The organism is Parvimonas micra (assembly GCF_021300775.1).
Classification (GTDB): Bacteria; Bacillota; Clostridia; order Tissierellales; family Peptoniphilaceae; genus Parvimonas.
Genome location: NZ_JAJTJP010000001.1, coordinates 180,395 through 197,112 on the forward strand (window position 1 = coordinate 180,395; position 16,718 = coordinate 197,112).

At 26.8% G+C, this 16,718-nt stretch carries 15 protein-coding genes and 1 other annotated feature; of the genes, 13 read left to right on the plus strand and 2 right to left on the minus strand.

The genetic code is table 11. The features are described 5' to 3' along the window. Window positions 1-9: 9 nt before the first annotated feature. From trkA to LW893_RS01030, 8 genes are all read left to right on the plus strand, one after another. Window positions 10-1,365, plus strand: coding sequence for a Trk system potassium transporter TrkA (gene trkA / locus LW893_RS00995; RefSeq protein WP_233055377.1), 1,356 nt, complete (start codon window positions 10-12; stop codon window positions 1,363-1,365). A 7-nt stretch (window positions 1,366-1,372) separates the two neighbouring features. After that, window positions 1,373-2,818: a TrkH family potassium uptake protein gene (locus LW893_RS01000; RefSeq protein ID WP_233055378.1), complete on the plus strand. Its 1,446-nt coding sequence runs from the start codon at window positions 1,373-1,375 to the stop codon at window positions 2,816-2,818. Between the two features lie 12 nt (window positions 2,819-2,830). Next, entirely contained in the window at window positions 2,831-3,451 is a 621-nt protein-coding gene (locus tag LW893_RS01005; protein WP_233055379.1) for a viroplasmin family protein, read from the plus strand. Between the two features lie 3 nt (window positions 3,452-3,454). Beyond that, the gene (locus LW893_RS01010; protein ID WP_233055380.1) at window positions 3,455-4,480 is read left to right on the plus strand and encodes an L-threonylcarbamoyladenylate synthase; all 1,026 of its coding nucleotides are present in this window, start codon (window positions 3,455-3,457) and stop codon (window positions 4,478-4,480) included. Window positions 4,481-4,506: 26 nt separating this feature from the next. After that, window positions 4,507-4,980, plus strand: coding sequence for a GNAT family N-acetyltransferase (locus LW893_RS01015; RefSeq protein WP_233055381.1), 474 nt, complete (start codon window positions 4,507-4,509; stop codon window positions 4,978-4,980). Between the two features lie 103 nt (window positions 4,981-5,083). After that, the gene (locus LW893_RS01020; RefSeq protein WP_233055382.1) at window positions 5,084-7,459 is read left to right on the plus strand and encodes a DNA internalization-related competence protein ComEC/Rec2; all 2,376 of its coding nucleotides are present in this window, start codon (window positions 5,084-5,086) and stop codon (window positions 7,457-7,459) included. Beyond that, the gene (gene holA / locus LW893_RS01025) at window positions 7,456-8,511 is read left to right on the plus strand and encodes a DNA polymerase III subunit delta (protein WP_233055383.1); all 1,056 of its coding nucleotides are present in this window, start codon (window positions 7,456-7,458) and stop codon (window positions 8,509-8,511) included. Before LW893_RS01020 ends, holA begins: the two co-directional genes overlap by 4 nt. Continuing rightward, complete coding sequence (locus LW893_RS01030; RefSeq protein WP_233055384.1) at window positions 8,495-10,819, plus strand: heavy metal translocating P-type ATPase; 2,325 nt, start codon at window positions 8,495-8,497, stop codon at window positions 10,817-10,819. The genes holA and LW893_RS01030 overlap by 17 nt, the downstream gene beginning before the upstream one ends. Before the next feature lie 44 nt (window positions 10,820-10,863). On the opposite strand, the gene LW893_RS01035 is transcribed toward LW893_RS01030, so the two are convergent. Next, entirely contained in the window at window positions 10,864-12,306 is a 1,443-nt protein-coding gene (locus LW893_RS01035; RefSeq protein ID WP_233055385.1) for a leucyl aminopeptidase, read from the minus strand. 99 nt (window positions 12,307-12,405) lie between these two features. Next, a complete protein-coding gene (locus LW893_RS01040; protein WP_233055386.1) occupies window positions 12,406-12,861 on the minus strand; it encodes a COG2426 family protein in 456 nt (151 codons plus the stop codon). Between the two features lie 119 nt (window positions 12,862-12,980). Further along, window positions 12,981-13,099: a sequence feature (ribosomal protein L10 leader region), on the plus strand. Between the two features lie 20 nt (window positions 13,100-13,119). Between LW893_RS01040 and rplJ the strand changes: the two genes are divergently transcribed. From rplJ to LW893_RS01065, 5 genes are all read left to right on the plus strand, one after another. Then, window positions 13,120-13,620 (plus strand): 50S ribosomal protein L10, encoded by a 501-nt coding sequence (gene rplJ, locus LW893_RS01045; protein WP_233055387.1) that lies wholly within the window; start codon window positions 13,120-13,122, stop codon window positions 13,618-13,620. 29 nt (window positions 13,621-13,649) lie between these two features. Continuing rightward, window positions 13,650-14,021: a 50S ribosomal protein L7/L12 gene (gene rplL / locus LW893_RS01050; RefSeq protein ID WP_269836873.1), complete on the plus strand. Its 372-nt coding sequence runs from the start codon at window positions 13,650-13,652 to the stop codon at window positions 14,019-14,021. A 231-nt stretch (window positions 14,022-14,252) separates the two neighbouring features. Then, window positions 14,253-14,591 (plus strand): type II toxin-antitoxin system PemK/MazF family toxin, encoded by a 339-nt coding sequence (locus LW893_RS01055; protein WP_233055388.1) that lies wholly within the window; start codon window positions 14,253-14,255, stop codon window positions 14,589-14,591. Window positions 14,592-14,607: 16 nt separating this feature from the next. Further along, the gene (locus tag LW893_RS01060) at window positions 14,608-15,480 is read left to right on the plus strand and encodes a hypothetical protein (protein WP_233055389.1); all 873 of its coding nucleotides are present in this window, start codon (window positions 14,608-14,610) and stop codon (window positions 15,478-15,480) included. Window positions 15,481-15,504: 24 nt separating this feature from the next. Further along, on the plus strand, window positions 15,505-16,614 hold the full coding sequence (locus LW893_RS01065; RefSeq protein ID WP_233055390.1) for an FAD:protein FMN transferase: 1,110 nt from the start codon (window positions 15,505-15,507) through the stop codon (window positions 16,612-16,614). Window positions 16,615-16,718: the final 104 nt, after the last annotated feature.

Genomic DNA, 16,718 nt, shown 5'->3' on the forward strand with positions numbered 1-16,718 from the left:
AGGTTTTTTATGAAAATTATAATTGTTGGAGCCGGTAAGGTTGGAGAGTATTTATTTACAGATTTGAATACAGAAGATAATGATATTATTTTAATAGAAAAAAAACAAGATATATTAAACGAAATGTTATCTAAATATGATATTATGGGGATTTCTGGTAGTGGAACTAACTATGATGTATTAGAAGAGGCAGGAGTAAATGAATGTGAGGTATTTATTTCTGTAACAGAAAGCGACGAAGTTAATATTATATCTTGTATTTTTGCAAAAAATATGGGAGCAAAATATACTATTGCACGTGTTAGAAATCCTGAATATTATGCAAAATATGATTTCGTTAAGGATGCTTTGGGCATTGACTTAGTTATCAATCCTGAATTTGTTGCTGCTAGAGAAATTTCAAGAGGATTAAAGTATCCATCAGCACATTCAGTTGAAACTTTTGTTGATGGTAGAGTAAAACTTATTGGAATCACTGTTGGAGAAAATAATCCTTTAAAAGATGTTAAAATAAAGGAACTACAACAAAAATTTAATATAAAAGTATTAATAGGAATCGTAGAAAGACATGGTGAAATTTTTATTCCATCTGGAGAGTTTGTAATCAGAGAAGGAGATAGAGTTCATTTCACAGGGATAGATGAGTACGTTTATAAATTCTATAATTTATTAAAAGTTGGAGATAAAAAAATAGAATCTGTCTTTATTATAGGAGGTAGTAGAATTTCTTATTACTTAATTTCCAATTTAATTAAGGAAAATATAAAAGTTAAGTTAGTAGAAGTTAATAGAGATATAGCTACTTCATTTAGTGAAAAATTCCCTTCAAAAGTTAAAGTTATATGTGCAGATGGTTCTGATTCAGATGTCATAGATGAAGAAGGATTAAAGAACTATGATGCTTGTGTTGCATTAACTGGTATTGATGAAGAAAATATTATGTTAGGAATGTTTGCTGAAAAATTAAATGTAAAAAAATCAATAGCAAAAGTTAGTAGAATTTCACTTTTAAATATAATTCCTCCAAAAGAAAATTTCACATTTGTTACACCTAAAAGATTGGTTTCAGACATTATTATTAGTGTTGTAAGATCAATTATAAATAGTGAAGGTTCTAATATAGAAACTTTACACAGATTATCAAACAATGTTGAAGCAGTAGAAATAAAAGTAAATAAAACATCAAAGGCAATAGGAACACCTTTAAAAGATTTAGATATAAAAGAAAATGTACTTGTTGCTTATATAATTAGAGATAATAGTTTAATTTTCCCAACTGGAGAAGATTCTATATTAGTTGGAGATACTGTAATAGTTATTTCAAAGGCTAGTGTGATACAAAATATAGATAGTATCTTAGTATAGGTGGATTATGAATAATAAAATTATAAGATATATTTTAAGTAAAATTTTATATATCGAGGCAGGTTTTTTACTTTTACCTATAATAGTTTCTCTGATATATAAAGAAGATTCGATAAATATTTTAAGCTTTTTAGCAACAATATTTTTGCTACTATTAAGTGGATTTGTTTTAGGATATAAATCTGATTCAAATGGAGAGTTTTACGAAAAAGAAGGCTTTATAATAGTTTCTATTTCTTGGATATTATTATCAGCTTTTGGAGCCTTGCCTTTCGTATTTTCAGGTTCAATTCCAAGCTTTATAGATGCATTTTTTGAAACTTCAAGTGGATTTACAACTACTGGAGCAAGTATAATACCAGATGTTGAGGCACTTACTCATTCAATGCTTTTCTGGAGAAGTTTTACACATTTAATTGGTGGTATGGGAATTTTAGTTTTTGCACTTGCAATTTTACCGCGTTCAAATAGAAATTCACATATAATGAAAGCAGAAGTACCAGGACCAATTTTTGGTAAGATAGTTGCTAAAATGAGTTATACAGCAAGACTTTTATATAAAATTTATTTTGCAATGACTGCAATTTTAATAATAGTATTGATATTAGTAGGACATCCTATCTTTGATTCATTTGTTCATGCTTTTGGAGCGGCTGGAACAGGTGGTTTTGGAATTAAAGCTAATTCAATAGCGTATTATAATAGTCCTACAGTTGAGATGATTTTAGCAATAGCTATGATTATTTTTGGGATAAATTTCAACTTGTTCTATGTAATACTAATAGGAAAAGCTAGAGAAGGTCTAAAGAGTGAAGAATTAAGATGGTATTTATTAATAGTATTTGGAAGTGTTGTACTAATATTCTTTAACATAAGAGAAAATTACACTTCTTATTTAACAGCTGTTAAGGATATATTCTTTACTGTTTCTTCAATAATTTCTACTACCGGTTACGCAACGGTGGACTTTGGAAAATGGCCAACTTTTTCTCATGCAATATTACTATTTTTGATGTTTACAGGTGCTTGTGCAGGTTCAACTGCTGGGGGCTTGAAAATTTCAAGATTTATAATTTTGGTTAAGTCTTCAATTTTACAATTTAGAAAGGCTATTAATCCAAAAAGAATTTCAAGTGTTAAGATTGATAATAAACTAGTAGGAAATGATGTTTTAGAAGAGGTAAAGAGTTATTTTGTAATTTATATGTTCTTAATAATCATTTTTACAATTCTAATATCATTTACTGCTCCAGACTTTTTAACTGCTTTTTCAGCGGTAATGGCAACATTTAATAATATAGGTCCAGGACTGGGAGTTGTTGGACCAACTGGAAGCTTTGCAAGTCTTACTGATTTTAATAAAATTGTCTTATCTTTTGCAATGCTTGCGGGAAGACTTGAAATATTCCCAATTTTAGTGTTGTTTTCATCAACAACTTGGAAAAAGAAATAGGGGGATTTGTTTTTGGCTAAAAAGTATTATGCAGTCAAGGTTGGTAAATCTGTAGGTATATTTAATAACTGGGATGACTGCAAGAAACAAGTTGCTGGCTTTTCAGGAGCTATTTACAAATCATTTCCATCATTTGAAGAAGCTAAAGAGTTTTTGGAAAATGGAAATGAAAAAAATGAAACAAAAATTTTAGATATTGATGAAATAGAAGAGGATGAAATCATAGCCTATGTTGACGGTTCTTATAAAAAAGATTCTTTAGAATATGGCTATGGTGTTGTTCTTATATTAAAAGATGAAGTTATAGAGCTTTTTGGAAAAGGAGAAGATCCTGAGGTTGCGAAAAGTAGGAATGTAACAGGGGAGCTCTTTGGAGCAATTAGAGCTATAAGTGAGGCTATTAAACTTAAAAAGAAAAGAATAACTATTTTTTATGATTATCAAGGTATTTCATCTTGGGCAAATGGTGAGTGGAAGTGTAATTTGCCTCTAACAATAGGATATAGAGATAAGATAAAAGAGTTTAGAAAGGAAATAGAGATTTTATTTGTAAAGGTTAAGGCTCATTCAAATGAAAAATACAATGACCTTGCTGACCATTTAGCAAAAAAATCTTTGGGAATTGAAAAATAATTTATGACTGAAATATTAAAACCGACAAAAGAAAATATTGAAAAATCTGCAAAATTAATATTAAATGATGAAATTGTTGCAATCCCAACTGAAACTGTATATGGTTTGGGTGCAAATGGACTATCAGATATTGCAGTTTCAAAAATATTTAAGGCAAAGAACAGGCCTCAAGACAATCCATTAATTTTACATATTTCAGATTATGAAATGATGAATGAATTGGTTTGTGAATTAAATGATGATATAAAAGAATTTTTAAATTATTTTTGGCCAGGACCATTAACAGTTGTTATGAAAAAGAAAGATATTATTCCTGAAGCTGTTAGTTGTGGTCTTGATACAGTTGCAATAAGAATGCCTAAGCATGAGATTGCTATAGACTTTATAAAAGAGTGTGGAGTTCCAATAGCTGCGCCGTCTGCAAATATTTCAGGTAAGCCATCACCAACAACTGCGGAAGATGTTTTTACTGATATGAATGGGAAAATTTCTGTAATTTTAGATGGTGGGCTTTGTAATATTGGAATAGAATCTACAGTATTAGACTTGACTAAAAAACCGTATACAATTTTAAGGCCAGGATTATATACAAGAGAAGATTTTCTAAAATATGAGGATGAAATCTTAATTGATGATGCAATTGTTTCAGAAAATACAATTCCAAAATCACCAGGACAAAAGTATAAACATTATGCACCTAAAGCAAAGGTAATTGTAATTTCAACTATAGATAGAATAAAATCATCAAAAGAAATTGAAAAAATATTAAGAGAAAATAAAGACTTAAAAATTGGAATATTTAAGTTTGACGAAACTAGTTTAGATATAGAAAATGAAAATATATTATCACTAGGTTCAGTTTCTGATTTAAAAGAGATGTCAAAAATATTATTTAAAGGTCTTAGAATATTTGATAGTAAAAATGTTGATTTGATAATTGTAGAGGGTTGTAATGAAGATGGACTCGGATTTTCAATAATGAATAGACTTAAAAAATCAGCAAGTGGGAATATAAAATATATTGATTAAACAATAGATTTATTGGAGATTATAATTTGAAAGAATTTATTATTAAAGAAATATTTGATACCATTTTGAAGGAAAGTATATCAAGAGACATACTAAATGATCTTCCTGAATGGTTTGGAATGCCAGAGAGTACAGAAGAATATATTAGAGATTCAAAAGATAAACCATTTATCGCATGTTTTCTGGATAATGATGCAGTAGGTTTTGTGGTGTTGAATTCTACAAGTAGAGATTGTGCAGATATTTTTGTTATGGGAATCAAGAAAAACTATCATAGAATGGGAATAGGAACAAAGCTAAATGATGCTTATGAAGAATTGGCAAAAAAACTTGGTTATACTTATACTCAGGTCAAAACAGTTCAGAGTGGACATTATAAGGAATATGATATAACAAATAATTTCTATAAATCTGTTGGATATAAGGAATTGGAGTGTTTTCCAACTCTATGGGATGAATGGAATCCTTGTCAAGTTTATATTAAATACATTGGAGACTAATAAAAAATCAAAAAAGTAGTAATTATATATTACTGCTTTTTTTATTTGAAATATGATATAATATTTTTATAAATAGTTTAATGCCTTTGTATTTGGAGGAAGTATGAAAAGAAATATAATTTTTTATCTAATTTCCTTAATATGTGGAATTTTATTTTGTTATTTTTTAAAAATTGAACATTTTACAAAAATATATATTTTTTTGATTGTTGTTTTTATTGGAATAATTTTGCATATTTTTAAATTCAACAGATTAAAATTATTTTTTTTGATGTTTTCGATAGGATTTTTAGTTAGTTTTCGTTCTGAAAAAAATAGTGATTTAAGTGAGTTTTTTGACAAAAAAATTACTTTAACAGGAGAAGTACTAAGTTCTACAATTCGTTCTGATGGCGATGGATACAAATATGAAGTCAAATTAAAAACTATAGATAAAATTGAAAAAAATGAGAAAATTTTACTTTTTACAAGTAATATAGAACTCAAAATTGGAGATATAATAAGAGTAAATGGAAAACTTAAAGAAATAAGATCTAATGGGAATCCAAGACTTTTTAATTATAAAAGATATAATTTAAAGAAAAATATCTTTTCAGATATTTTTTCTGATGAAGTAAAAGTTATTGGAGAACATAAAAGTCTAAAAAGCTATTTTAATTTGTATGTAGAGAATATATTTGATAAAACTTTATCTTCCGAAAATTCTAATATAATGAAGAGGATTTTTCTAGCTAATAGTTATGATACAGATTTTGAAAATGATATTAGAGAGGTAGGACTTTCTCATATTTTAGCCGTAAGTGGTTTACATATTGGGATTATTTATTTAATATTGACTAGAATTTTAGTTATTTTACCAATAAGAAGAATTTTTAGAGAAATAGTAGCATTACTTTTTATATTTTTATATGCCTGTTTAATAGGTAATCCCGCAAGTGTTTTAAGGGCTGAAATATTTTTATTTATATCTATTTTTTCATCTCTTTGTGGTAAAGTTAAAGATAAATTAAATGATTTATTATTGACTATTTTTGTTATTTTATTGATAAATCCATATATGATTTTTGATATAGGTTTATATTTAAGTGCATTTTCAGTTTTTGGAATTATAAAAATTTTACCTTATTTTTCAAAAAATAGAGATGGATTGGTTAGTAAGTCTTTTAAACTTACCATATCAGTATTAATTGCAATTTTACCGATTATACTTTATGTTTTTGGTAAAATCTCATTAATGTTATTTATTAGTAATTTAGTACTAACACCAATTTTTGTGATATGCATAGTAATATCTTTTTTTATATTAATTTTTGGGATTATAAGTCTAAAACTTTCATTATTACTTGGATTTTTTGTAAATAATTTTTTAAATTTAATAAGATTAAATGTTGGATTTTTAAAAGAAATTAGTGTCAATTTTACTTTTTATAATTATAATTTTGTATTTTTGGTTTTTACATATTTGTTAATACTAATTTATTTTAAAAGACGAGATATAAAGTATCTAACAATAGACGGATTTAAATTTTTTATTATATCAATTATGCTAGTTTTTACTTTTACGAATATTTATTATATTTATAAAAATGAAGTAGTGATAAATTTTATAGATATCGGTCAAGGTGATGCTTGCTTAATAAGAGGAAATCAAAGCTCTGTTCTTATAGATACAGGAGGAATTACTTTTGGTAAAGTGGATAATGACAAATCTGTATTGATTCCATATTTACAAAAAAGTGGAGTGAAGAAACTTGATTTTGTATTTATTTCACATTTAGATGCAGACCATTGTAAAAATTTAAGTAATTTATCTAAAGAAGTGGAGATTAAAAACTTATTTTTTAGAAAAAACGGATATGAAGATTTCTTAAAAAAATATGGAGAAGTTAAAGCTAAAAATATTTATAATGTAGAAACTAATTTAATTATAAATTCAAAAGATATAGATTTGGAAATAATTAAAGGTAAGGATGCTCTGGAGGAAAATGAAAGATGTATATTAGTTAGAGTAACTACAAATGGTAAGAAAATTCTTTTTACTGGAGATATTGGATCATTTACTGAAAATCAACTTGTAAAAAATGATATAGATTGTGATTATTTAAAGGTAGCACATCATGGTAGTAAAAATTCTAGTACGAAGGATTTTTTATTAGCTTCAAGTCCAAAAACTTCTATTATTTCCTGTGGTTATAAAAATAGATATAATCATCCGCATAAAGATGCGCTTGAGAGAATAAAATCTGTAGGAAGTACTGTTTATAGAACAGACTTACAGGGAAATATAATATTGAGAATAAATAGGTTTGAAGAAAAAATTATTGGATTTAGAGATATTGATGATAATTTATTAGTATTTTTAGATTTCTATTTTATGGATATTTTTAATTGTATTATTTACTTATTAGCATTTGTTGTTTTATTTATAACAAGAAATGATTTATTAATAGATTTATGTTTTATTAAGGAGGAACTATGAATTACATACAAGCTATGAAATTGCTTGAAAATGGAGAGCTTAATGGTATATATGTATTAAGTGGTGAAGAAATATTTTTAATAGATAGATTTGTAGATTTGTTTAAAGAGAAAGTAGTATCAAAAGATTTTTTTGATATGAATTATATTGAGTACGATTTTTCTAAAGTTGATTTACAAAAACTAAAAATGGATTGTGAAACAGCTCCTTTTTTTAGCAATAAAAGACTTATAATAGTAAATGATGTGAATCTATCGAAAAATGGAATTTCTACATACAAAAACTTTTTTGAAGAGATGTATGATTATATTGATAAGATACCAAATACTACAGTTCTTCTATTTGTAATGAAGGGAAGCTTGGCTTTTCGTGGTAAATTTTACAAACAAATTTCTATTTTAGGACATAATATTGAGCTTATTAGATTTAATGAAAATGAACTTTTTAAATTTATTAAAAAGAGATTTGTTCAAAAAAATATTGAAATAAAAAATAATGTTTTGATGTATATAATTGATAGAATTGGGTATTTGGATAGTAGTAGAGAAAAGAATCTCTATGATGTAGAAAATGAAGTTAATAAACTTCTTAACTCTTTTTCTAAAGATATTCTAGATTTTAAAGATGTTGATGAAATTTTAGTAGATAAATTTGAAAATAGCATTTTTAAATTATTAGACACAGTTTCTAAAAAAGATTATAAAAATTCAATTAAAGTTTTAGTTGAATTAAAGAAGTCTGGAGAGGACTCCTTTTCTACATTTTATATGATTGTTAGATACATAAGAAATCTTTTGGGAGTGAAAGTTTTGAAACAAAAACAAAAGCATATTGATTTTATCTCAAAAGAATTAAAAATTTCAAATTATGAATGTAAAAAATTATATTCTGTTTGTGATAATTTTTCTTTGAAATCTCTATGCTATTTTATAGATCTTGCTTATTCAGTAGAAGCAGATTTAAAAAGTAAAAATAGAGATATTGATTTGTTATTAGAACTTTTAATTTCAAAAATGTCGTTAGGGGGCGATTTGAATGAGCAAAAAAATTAATATTTTTGTAGATGGAATGTCTTGTCAAGCGTGTGCAATGAAAGTTGAAAAAGGTCTTGCAAAGTTAAATGTTGTAGAAGATGTATCAGTAAATCTTATGAGTAAAACTGTTACAATTTCAGTTGCAGATGATGCAAAGGTTGAGGGTCTAATTGGGGTTATAAAAAGACTTGGATATAAGCCGAAAAGAGATGAACTAATTATAGAAAAGAGCAGTATTAAAGCAGAAGATATAGAGAAAATAGTTTCTGAACTTAAAGAAAAAGATACAGTTCTTGTTAAAGATGAAGATAATATTTTAAAAATTGAATATTTAAAAGATGTAGTTTCAGTTGAAGAAATAAATTCTGTTTTAGAAAAATATAAAATTTCTGTTAAAAAAGAAAAAGCAGAAAAACAAAATATTTATGAAGATGAAATTAAAAATTTAAGAAAAGATTTAATTATATCTTTAGTATTTAGTGTTCCGCTTATGGTTTCAATGTTTTTCCATATGTTTCATATGCATAAGTTTATGCTTAATGGTTATATTCAATGGGCATTTGCAAGTGTTGTTCAATTTTATGTAGGGAAAAGATATTATATAAGTGCTTACAAAAATTTAAAAAACAAAAGTACTAATATGGATGTATTAATTGCTTTTGGTACTTCAATGGCTTATTTTTATTCAGTATATAAAGTTTTAATCGGTAGTGTTGATGTTTATTTCGATAGTTCAGCAATGATTATAACTTTAATTTTACTAGGTAAATATTTTGAAACAAATGCAAAGTCAAATACTTTTGGAGCCATTATGAAATTGATGGATTTAAAAGCTGATTATGCAATTGTTATTGAAGGAGATAAAGAAGTAAAAAAGAATATTGAAGATGTAAAAATTGGAGATATTGTTCTAGTTAAACCTTATGAAAAAATTCCAGTAGATGGGCTAATTATTTCAGGTAACAGTTCTGTAAATCAAGCTATGATTACAGGAGAATCTGTTCCAGTTGAGAAGAGTATTGGTGATTCTGTAATAGGAGCAACAAATAATATTGAAGGTATTTTAAAAATCGAAGTAAAGAGTACTGTTGAAAATTCAGTGCTATCTAAGATTCTTGATTTAGTACAAAATGCTCAAACAAAAAAAGCTCCAGTACAAAGACTTGCAGATAAAATTTCAAGTTATTTTGTGCCTGGGGTAATCTTATCTTCATTCGCCACACTTGTAATAACATATATTATTACAAAAGATTTTACTACAAGTTTATTAAATAGTTGTGCGGTAATGGTTATAGCTTGTCCATGTTCACTTGGTTTAGCAACACCAACTGCAATCATGGCAGGAACAGGGGTTGCGGCACAAAATGGTATTTTAATAAAGAGTGGAGAAGTTTTAGAAAAAATTCATAAAATGGATAGTATTATTTTTGATAAGACCGGAACACTAACTACTGGAAAGTTAAAAGTTGTTGAAATAAAAAATAATACTAATTTATCAGAAGATGAATTTCTAAGTGTAATATGTTCTCTAGAAAAAAATACTGATCATCCAATAGCAAAATCAATAGTAAGTTATTGTAACGAAAAAAATGTTAAAGAATTAGATGTTTCAGATTTAAAAGTTATTGCAGGAATGGGTATTCAAGCTACTTATAATGGTGAAGAAGTATTTATAGGTAAGAGAAAATACATTGAAGAAAAAATAGGACAATTAGAAATAAATATAGAAAATGAATTGTTGACTATCTTTATTTCAATAGGAAATAAATTTGCTGGTTATGTAGTATTAGAAGATGAAATTTCACATAATGCTTATGAAATAATCAACAAATTAAAAGAAAAGAATATTGATGTATTTATGATTACTGGTGATAGTGAAGTTGTAGCTAGAAAAGTTGCTAATAAACTAGGTATCAATAATGTTCTATATGAAGTAATGCCGAATGAAAAATCACAAAAAGTTGTTGAATTGCAAAAACAAGGAAAAGTTGTTGCAATGGTAGGAGATGGAATTAATGATGCACCTGCTCTTGCAAGTGCAGATATTAGTTTTGCAATGGGAACTGGAACTGATATAGCTATGGAAACTTCAGATATTACTTTGATGAATGGAAATCTAAGTACACTTTTAAATTCAATTAATATTAGTGAACAAACTTTAAAAGTTATAAAGCAAAATTTATTCTGGGCATTTTTCTATAATGTTATTGCAATTCCATTTGCAGCATTTGGCTATTTAAATCCAATGTTAGCTGGATTTACTATGAGTTTTAGCTCAGTAAGTGTTGTTTTAAACAGTTTAAGATTAAAAAGATATAAATTTTAAAAAATGGTATGCCTTAATTGGCATACCATTTTTAATTATTACAATTATTTTTTATTATATTTTTTTACAAAATTGTAAAGTGTTTTTACTGGAGTTCCACTTGCACCTTCAGGATTTGTTCCCCAAGCTGAACTAGAATATGAAGGACCTGCTATATCTAGATGAACCCATGGAGTATTTTCAACAAAGTGTTCTAAGAATATACCAGCAGTTATTGCTCCACCTGATCCTGGACCAGTAGAATTTAATAAGTCTGCAATTTTTCCTTTAACACTTTCTCTATGTTCTTCAAAAACAGGGAATCTCCATAAGTATTCTCCCATGAAATCTGCTGATTCTTGAATTTTTGCATATACTTCATCGTTATTACTTACAGCACCAATTACTCTTGAACCTAATGCATAAATACAAGCGCCTGTTAAAGTTGCTACATCAACTATACATTCAGGATTTAATTTTGATGCTCCATAATAAAGAGCATCTGCTAATGTTAATCTTCCTTCAGCATCAGTATTTATTACTTCAATAGTTGAACCTTTCATAGAAGAAATTATATCTCCATTTCTATACGCGCTACCATTTATCATGTTTTCGCAAGATGCTACAAGAGCAATTACATTTCTTTGAACATTCATTTTACCAACTGCATACATTGTTGAAATAACTGCTGCACTACCGCCCATATCAGTTTTCATATCAACCATTCCAGTTGCAGGTTTTATTGCATAACCACCAGAATCATAAGTTAGACCTTTGCCAACTAATACAATTGGTTTTTCATCTTTGTTTGGTAAGTGTTTCATAATAATAAATTTAGGTGGTAAATCACTACCTCTAGCAACAGAAAGGAAAGCTTCCATTTTTAAAGATTCAATTTGTTTCTTTTCTAAAACTTCAACTTCAACTCCAACTTTTTCAAGTTCTTCTTTAGCAAAGTTTGCTAATGTTTCTGGATAAATATCATTTGCAGGTCTGTTTACAAGATCTCTACACATAAATACAGCTTCCATTAGTGCGTTGATTTCTCTGATTCCATCTTCAACATGATCTAATTTGTTTTCTAGAACTTCAAAGAATACTTCGCAGTCATAAGCGTCTTTTTTATCTTTTAAGAAATTGTCAAAATTGTAAGTAACATTTATAATACCTTCGATTATTGCTTCAGCAGTTAACTTGTAACAAAGTCCATCAAAATTTTTGATTTCTATATTGCAAGATTTTACCTTATTAGCTTTTAAACATTTACCTAGTGAAAGGAAAGCTCTTCTAATATTTTCAAGAGAAACTTCAGATTCTTTTCCTAATCCTAATAAAATTATATTTTCAGTATTTGGTCCTAGATTAGAAAAAATTTCTCCTCTTTTACCATTGAATAATTTGTTTTCATTAACATATTCTTTTAACTCTTTACTAATTCCTAAAATGTCATTTCCTTCAAAAAAATAAAGTACTTTAACTAATCCAGAATTACCAATTTTAAATTCCATATATTACCTCCATAGTTAAATTAGATATAAATATCTTACTTATATAATAACCAAAAATTGAATTTTTTGCAATAGAAAAGGACAACGTTGTTGTCCTTTTTAAAAAACATGAAAACTAATAGTTGCCATAATTATTCCTGAAAGAATTAATCCTAAAATTGCAGAAAAAATACTTGTTTTAAAATCTATATCTAAAATACTTGCAGCTAACATACCGGTATATGCACCAGTTCCAGGAAATGGGATTCCAATAAAAATTGCAAGAGCAATTAAAATTCCACTTTTTCCAGATTTTTTTAAGATTTTTTCTCCTGCTTTATGTCCTTTTAATAAGATTTTTTTACAAAATTTTCCAATAAATCTTTTATCTTCTCCCCAGTGGAGAAACTTCTTTGCAAGAAAGTAAACAAATGGCACAGGAATTAAATTCCCTAAAATAGCAACTATGTATGAATTTAGAATTGGAAGTCCCATTGCTTGAGAATATGGAATTGCACCTCTAAGTTCAATAATAGGTACCATTGAAATTAATAACACATAAATATATTTTAACATAACTCACCTTAAACTAATTAATAATGTATATATTCTACCATAAAAATAAGATAAAAGATATATTAAAAATTTTTTTAAAAAAAGTATTGCATTATTTTTGAAATATGATATAATATATATGTTAATTTTATAGGCTACCCAAGACCGTAGGGACTATTGTTTAAAAATCCTACATAGGTGGAAATACTTTATTATGTATTTTTTTCTCTACTCTTGGTAGAGATTTTTTTATATGTAGCCTTTAATGGAGGTGAAACGATGAAAGATTTTGTTTTAGAACAAAAACAAGCTGTTGTATCAGAAATTAGAGAAAAAATTGAAAATTCAGGTTCTTTAGTTTTAGTTGATTACAGAGGTTTAACTGTTGAACAAGTTACTAACTTAAGAAATAAGTATAGAGAAGCTGGAGTTCAATACAAGGTTTATAAAAATACTATGATGAAATTAGCTTTTAAAGAATTAGGTTTAGAAGATTTCAATCAATATTTAGAAGGACCTAGCGCAGTTGCATTCTCAGGAGAAGACTTAACAGCAGCAGCAAGAATTACTAATGAATTTGCAAAGTCAAATGAAAAATTAGTTATAAAAGCAGGTATTTTAGAAGGTAAAATTTTAGATAACAATGGTGTTAAAGCTATTGCAAACATTCCTTCAAGAGAAGTACTTATTGCGAAATTACTTGGCAGCCTAAAGGCACCAGTATCAAATTTTGTGTATATGTTAGATGCACTAAGAAAAAAGAAAGAAGAAGCAGCTTAATGGTTGCGTAAAATTTTAGGAGGTATATTATGGATTTCGAACAAATATTAGAAGCAATTGAAAAATTATCAGTTCTTGAATTAAATGAATTAGTTAAAGCAGCAGAAGAAAAATTTGGAGTTTCTGCATCTGCACCTGTAGTAGTTGGAGCAGTAGCTGGTGGAGAAGCAGCTGCAGCTGTTGAAGAAAAATCAGAATTTGATGTTATTTTAGCATCAGTTGGAGCAGAAAAAATGAAAGTTGTTAAAGCAGTTAAAGATTTAAGCGGATTAGGCTTAAAAGAAGCTAAAGACATCGTTGATAACGCTCCAAAAGCTATCAAAGAAGGAGTTTCTAAAGAAGAAGCTGAACAAATGAAAGCTAAATTAGAAGAAGTAGGAGCTACTATTGAATTAAAGTAGGAATTACTTCAAATTAAATTTGAAATTAAAGTGGATTTATATCCACTTTTTTTATTGTAAAAAAAATAACTTAATATAATAAATATGTATAATTTAATAAAATTATTCTGTATTTCTAAAAATATTTCGATAACAATTATTAAGTATTGATTTATTTTCCTTAAAAATATATAATAATAAAATAAGACTAATTAAGAGGGAGTACTTTTAGTTTACTAAAAGAAATAAGATATGAAGGTAAAAAGAGGAGATATTTTTTATGCTGATTTAAGCCCAGTTGTCGGCTCTGAACAAGGTGGAGTGAGGCCGGTCCTAGTTGTTCAAAATGATGTAGGAAATAAATATAGCCCAACAGTTATTATTGCTGCCATTACTTCTCAGATGAACAAAGTTAAGCTTCCAACTCACGTTGAAGTTTCAGCAGAATTTGGTCTTCCGAAAAATTCTGTTGTATTGTTAGAACAAATAAGAACAATAGATAAAAAGAGGCTGAGAGAAAAGGTTGGATATACAGATGAGTTCTTTATGAAAAAAGTTAATGAAGCACTTTTAAGATCTGTTGGAGTTTAGTACATAGAGGGAAAATATGCTTGAATTGGTAAAAAACATAGAATTTGTGAAGAATAAAAAATTAAAAATAAATAAAATAAGTGAAAAACAGTTTATTTTAGAAAATGATGATGAAAAGTTTATTTTGAGTTTATTTCCATATGGTAAATTTTCAAAGATAAGTAAAATTTTTGAGTGTTTAAATGATTTTTCTAATGAATTCTCTAATATTACTTATTCGGATATTGGGGTTTTAAATGATAAGTTTTGTTATAGAATTATTCCATATATTGTTGATAAAAAACATAATTTATCTGATGAAGAAGCATATTCTATGGGATTTAAAATTGGGAAATTTATTTTTGAATACCATAAAAGATTTCAAGGTTGCGATTGTGGAAGATGGAATAAACATTATAATTATAGAATAAATAAATTTCTTCATAGATATGGACTTGGTAAATATAGAGGAAATTTAGACTATGTTCTTTTTGATTTTTTAGAGAGAAATAGATATTGTTTAAATGATAGAATTTGTACTACTATTATAGGTATTAATGGACTAGATGATATTAGAGTTTCTAAAGATGGTAAATTTCAAATAATAGAAGAATATAAAATTTTAAGGTCAGATGCTTATTTTGAGTTTAGAAATTTAAATTTAGATTATGATAATAATGCTAGTTTATTGACCGGAATAGTTGATGGCTACTTTAACAATAATGTACCAAGAATATTTTTTAAACTATTGGGAGTATATACTATAATTGAAAATTTATATGAATTTTTTGTTGAAAACAAAGATTTAGATGATGAAGTCATTAATGATAAGATAGAAAAAATTAACTATGTTTATGATGGATTTTCAAGTATTTATCCTATTTGGTATTTAAGTCATAAAAGAAATTAGTAGAGGGCGGAGAAATATATAAATATGAAGAAATTTAATAGAAGTATTATTTTATTGTTATTATCTTGTTTAATTTTTGTTGCTTGTTCAAAGAAAGAAGAAAATGTTGAAACAAAAAAAGAGAATAAAAATAAGGAAAGTGCAAGCTTTAAGAAATTCTCAAAATCTTTTTTTGGAGTTTTTGATACAGATGTAGTTTTTACTGCTTATTGTGAAAATGAAGATGAGTTTAATAAGTATTTTAAAGTTCTAGAAGATGATTTAAACAGATATCACAATCTTTACAATTCTTTTGAAAATGCTAATGAAAATAATATAAAAACTATAAATGATAATGCGGGAAAAGAACCTGTTAAGGTTGATAAAGAAATTATAGAACTTTTGGAATTTTCTATTGAGAGTTATAAAAAACTCTCTGATAAAAATAATATTGCAATAGGAAGCGTAACTTCTCTTTGGAAGGCTGAAAAGGATGCAGCTGTTGATCTTAAGGGAAAACTTCCAGATGATAATAGAATAAAAGAGGGATTAAAACATACTAATATTGACAATATTGTAATTGATAAGAAAAATAGTACGGTTTTTCTTAAGGATAAGGATATGAAACTTGATGTTGGAGCTATTGCAAAAGGCTATTCAGTAGAAAAAGTTATGAATAAGTTAAAGTCAATGGGTTTAAAATCTGCAATAATTTCAGCAGGTGGAAATGTAAAAGCTATAGGAAGTCCTTTAGAAAAAGATAAAAATAAATGGGGAATAGGAATTCAAGATCCTAAGTTTGATTCAGAAAAAGTTGATATAAAAGAAGTCATTTATACAGATGAAACTAGTGCTGTAACTAGTGGAGATTATCAAAGATTTTATTATGTTGGTGACAAAGCGTATAATCATATAATAGATCCTGAAACAGGTTATCCTAAGGATAAAATAAAAAGTGTAACTGTATTATGTAAAGATTCGGGACTTGCAGATTTTCTTTCAACAAGTCTATTTTTAATGGATGTAGAAGAAGGAAAAGAGCTTCTAAAAAAAGTAGATGGTGCAGATGCATATTGGATACTTTCTGATGGAAGTGTTCATTATACAGAAAATATGGAAAAACTTATAAAAAGTAAAGGTGCTACAAATAAATAATATATAACTAAAAGCTAGGTTTATATCCTAGCTTTTTTATATATAAACTATTAATAAAATTTTTTTATAATATTATTTTAAATCTAGTATTATTATATAATCAT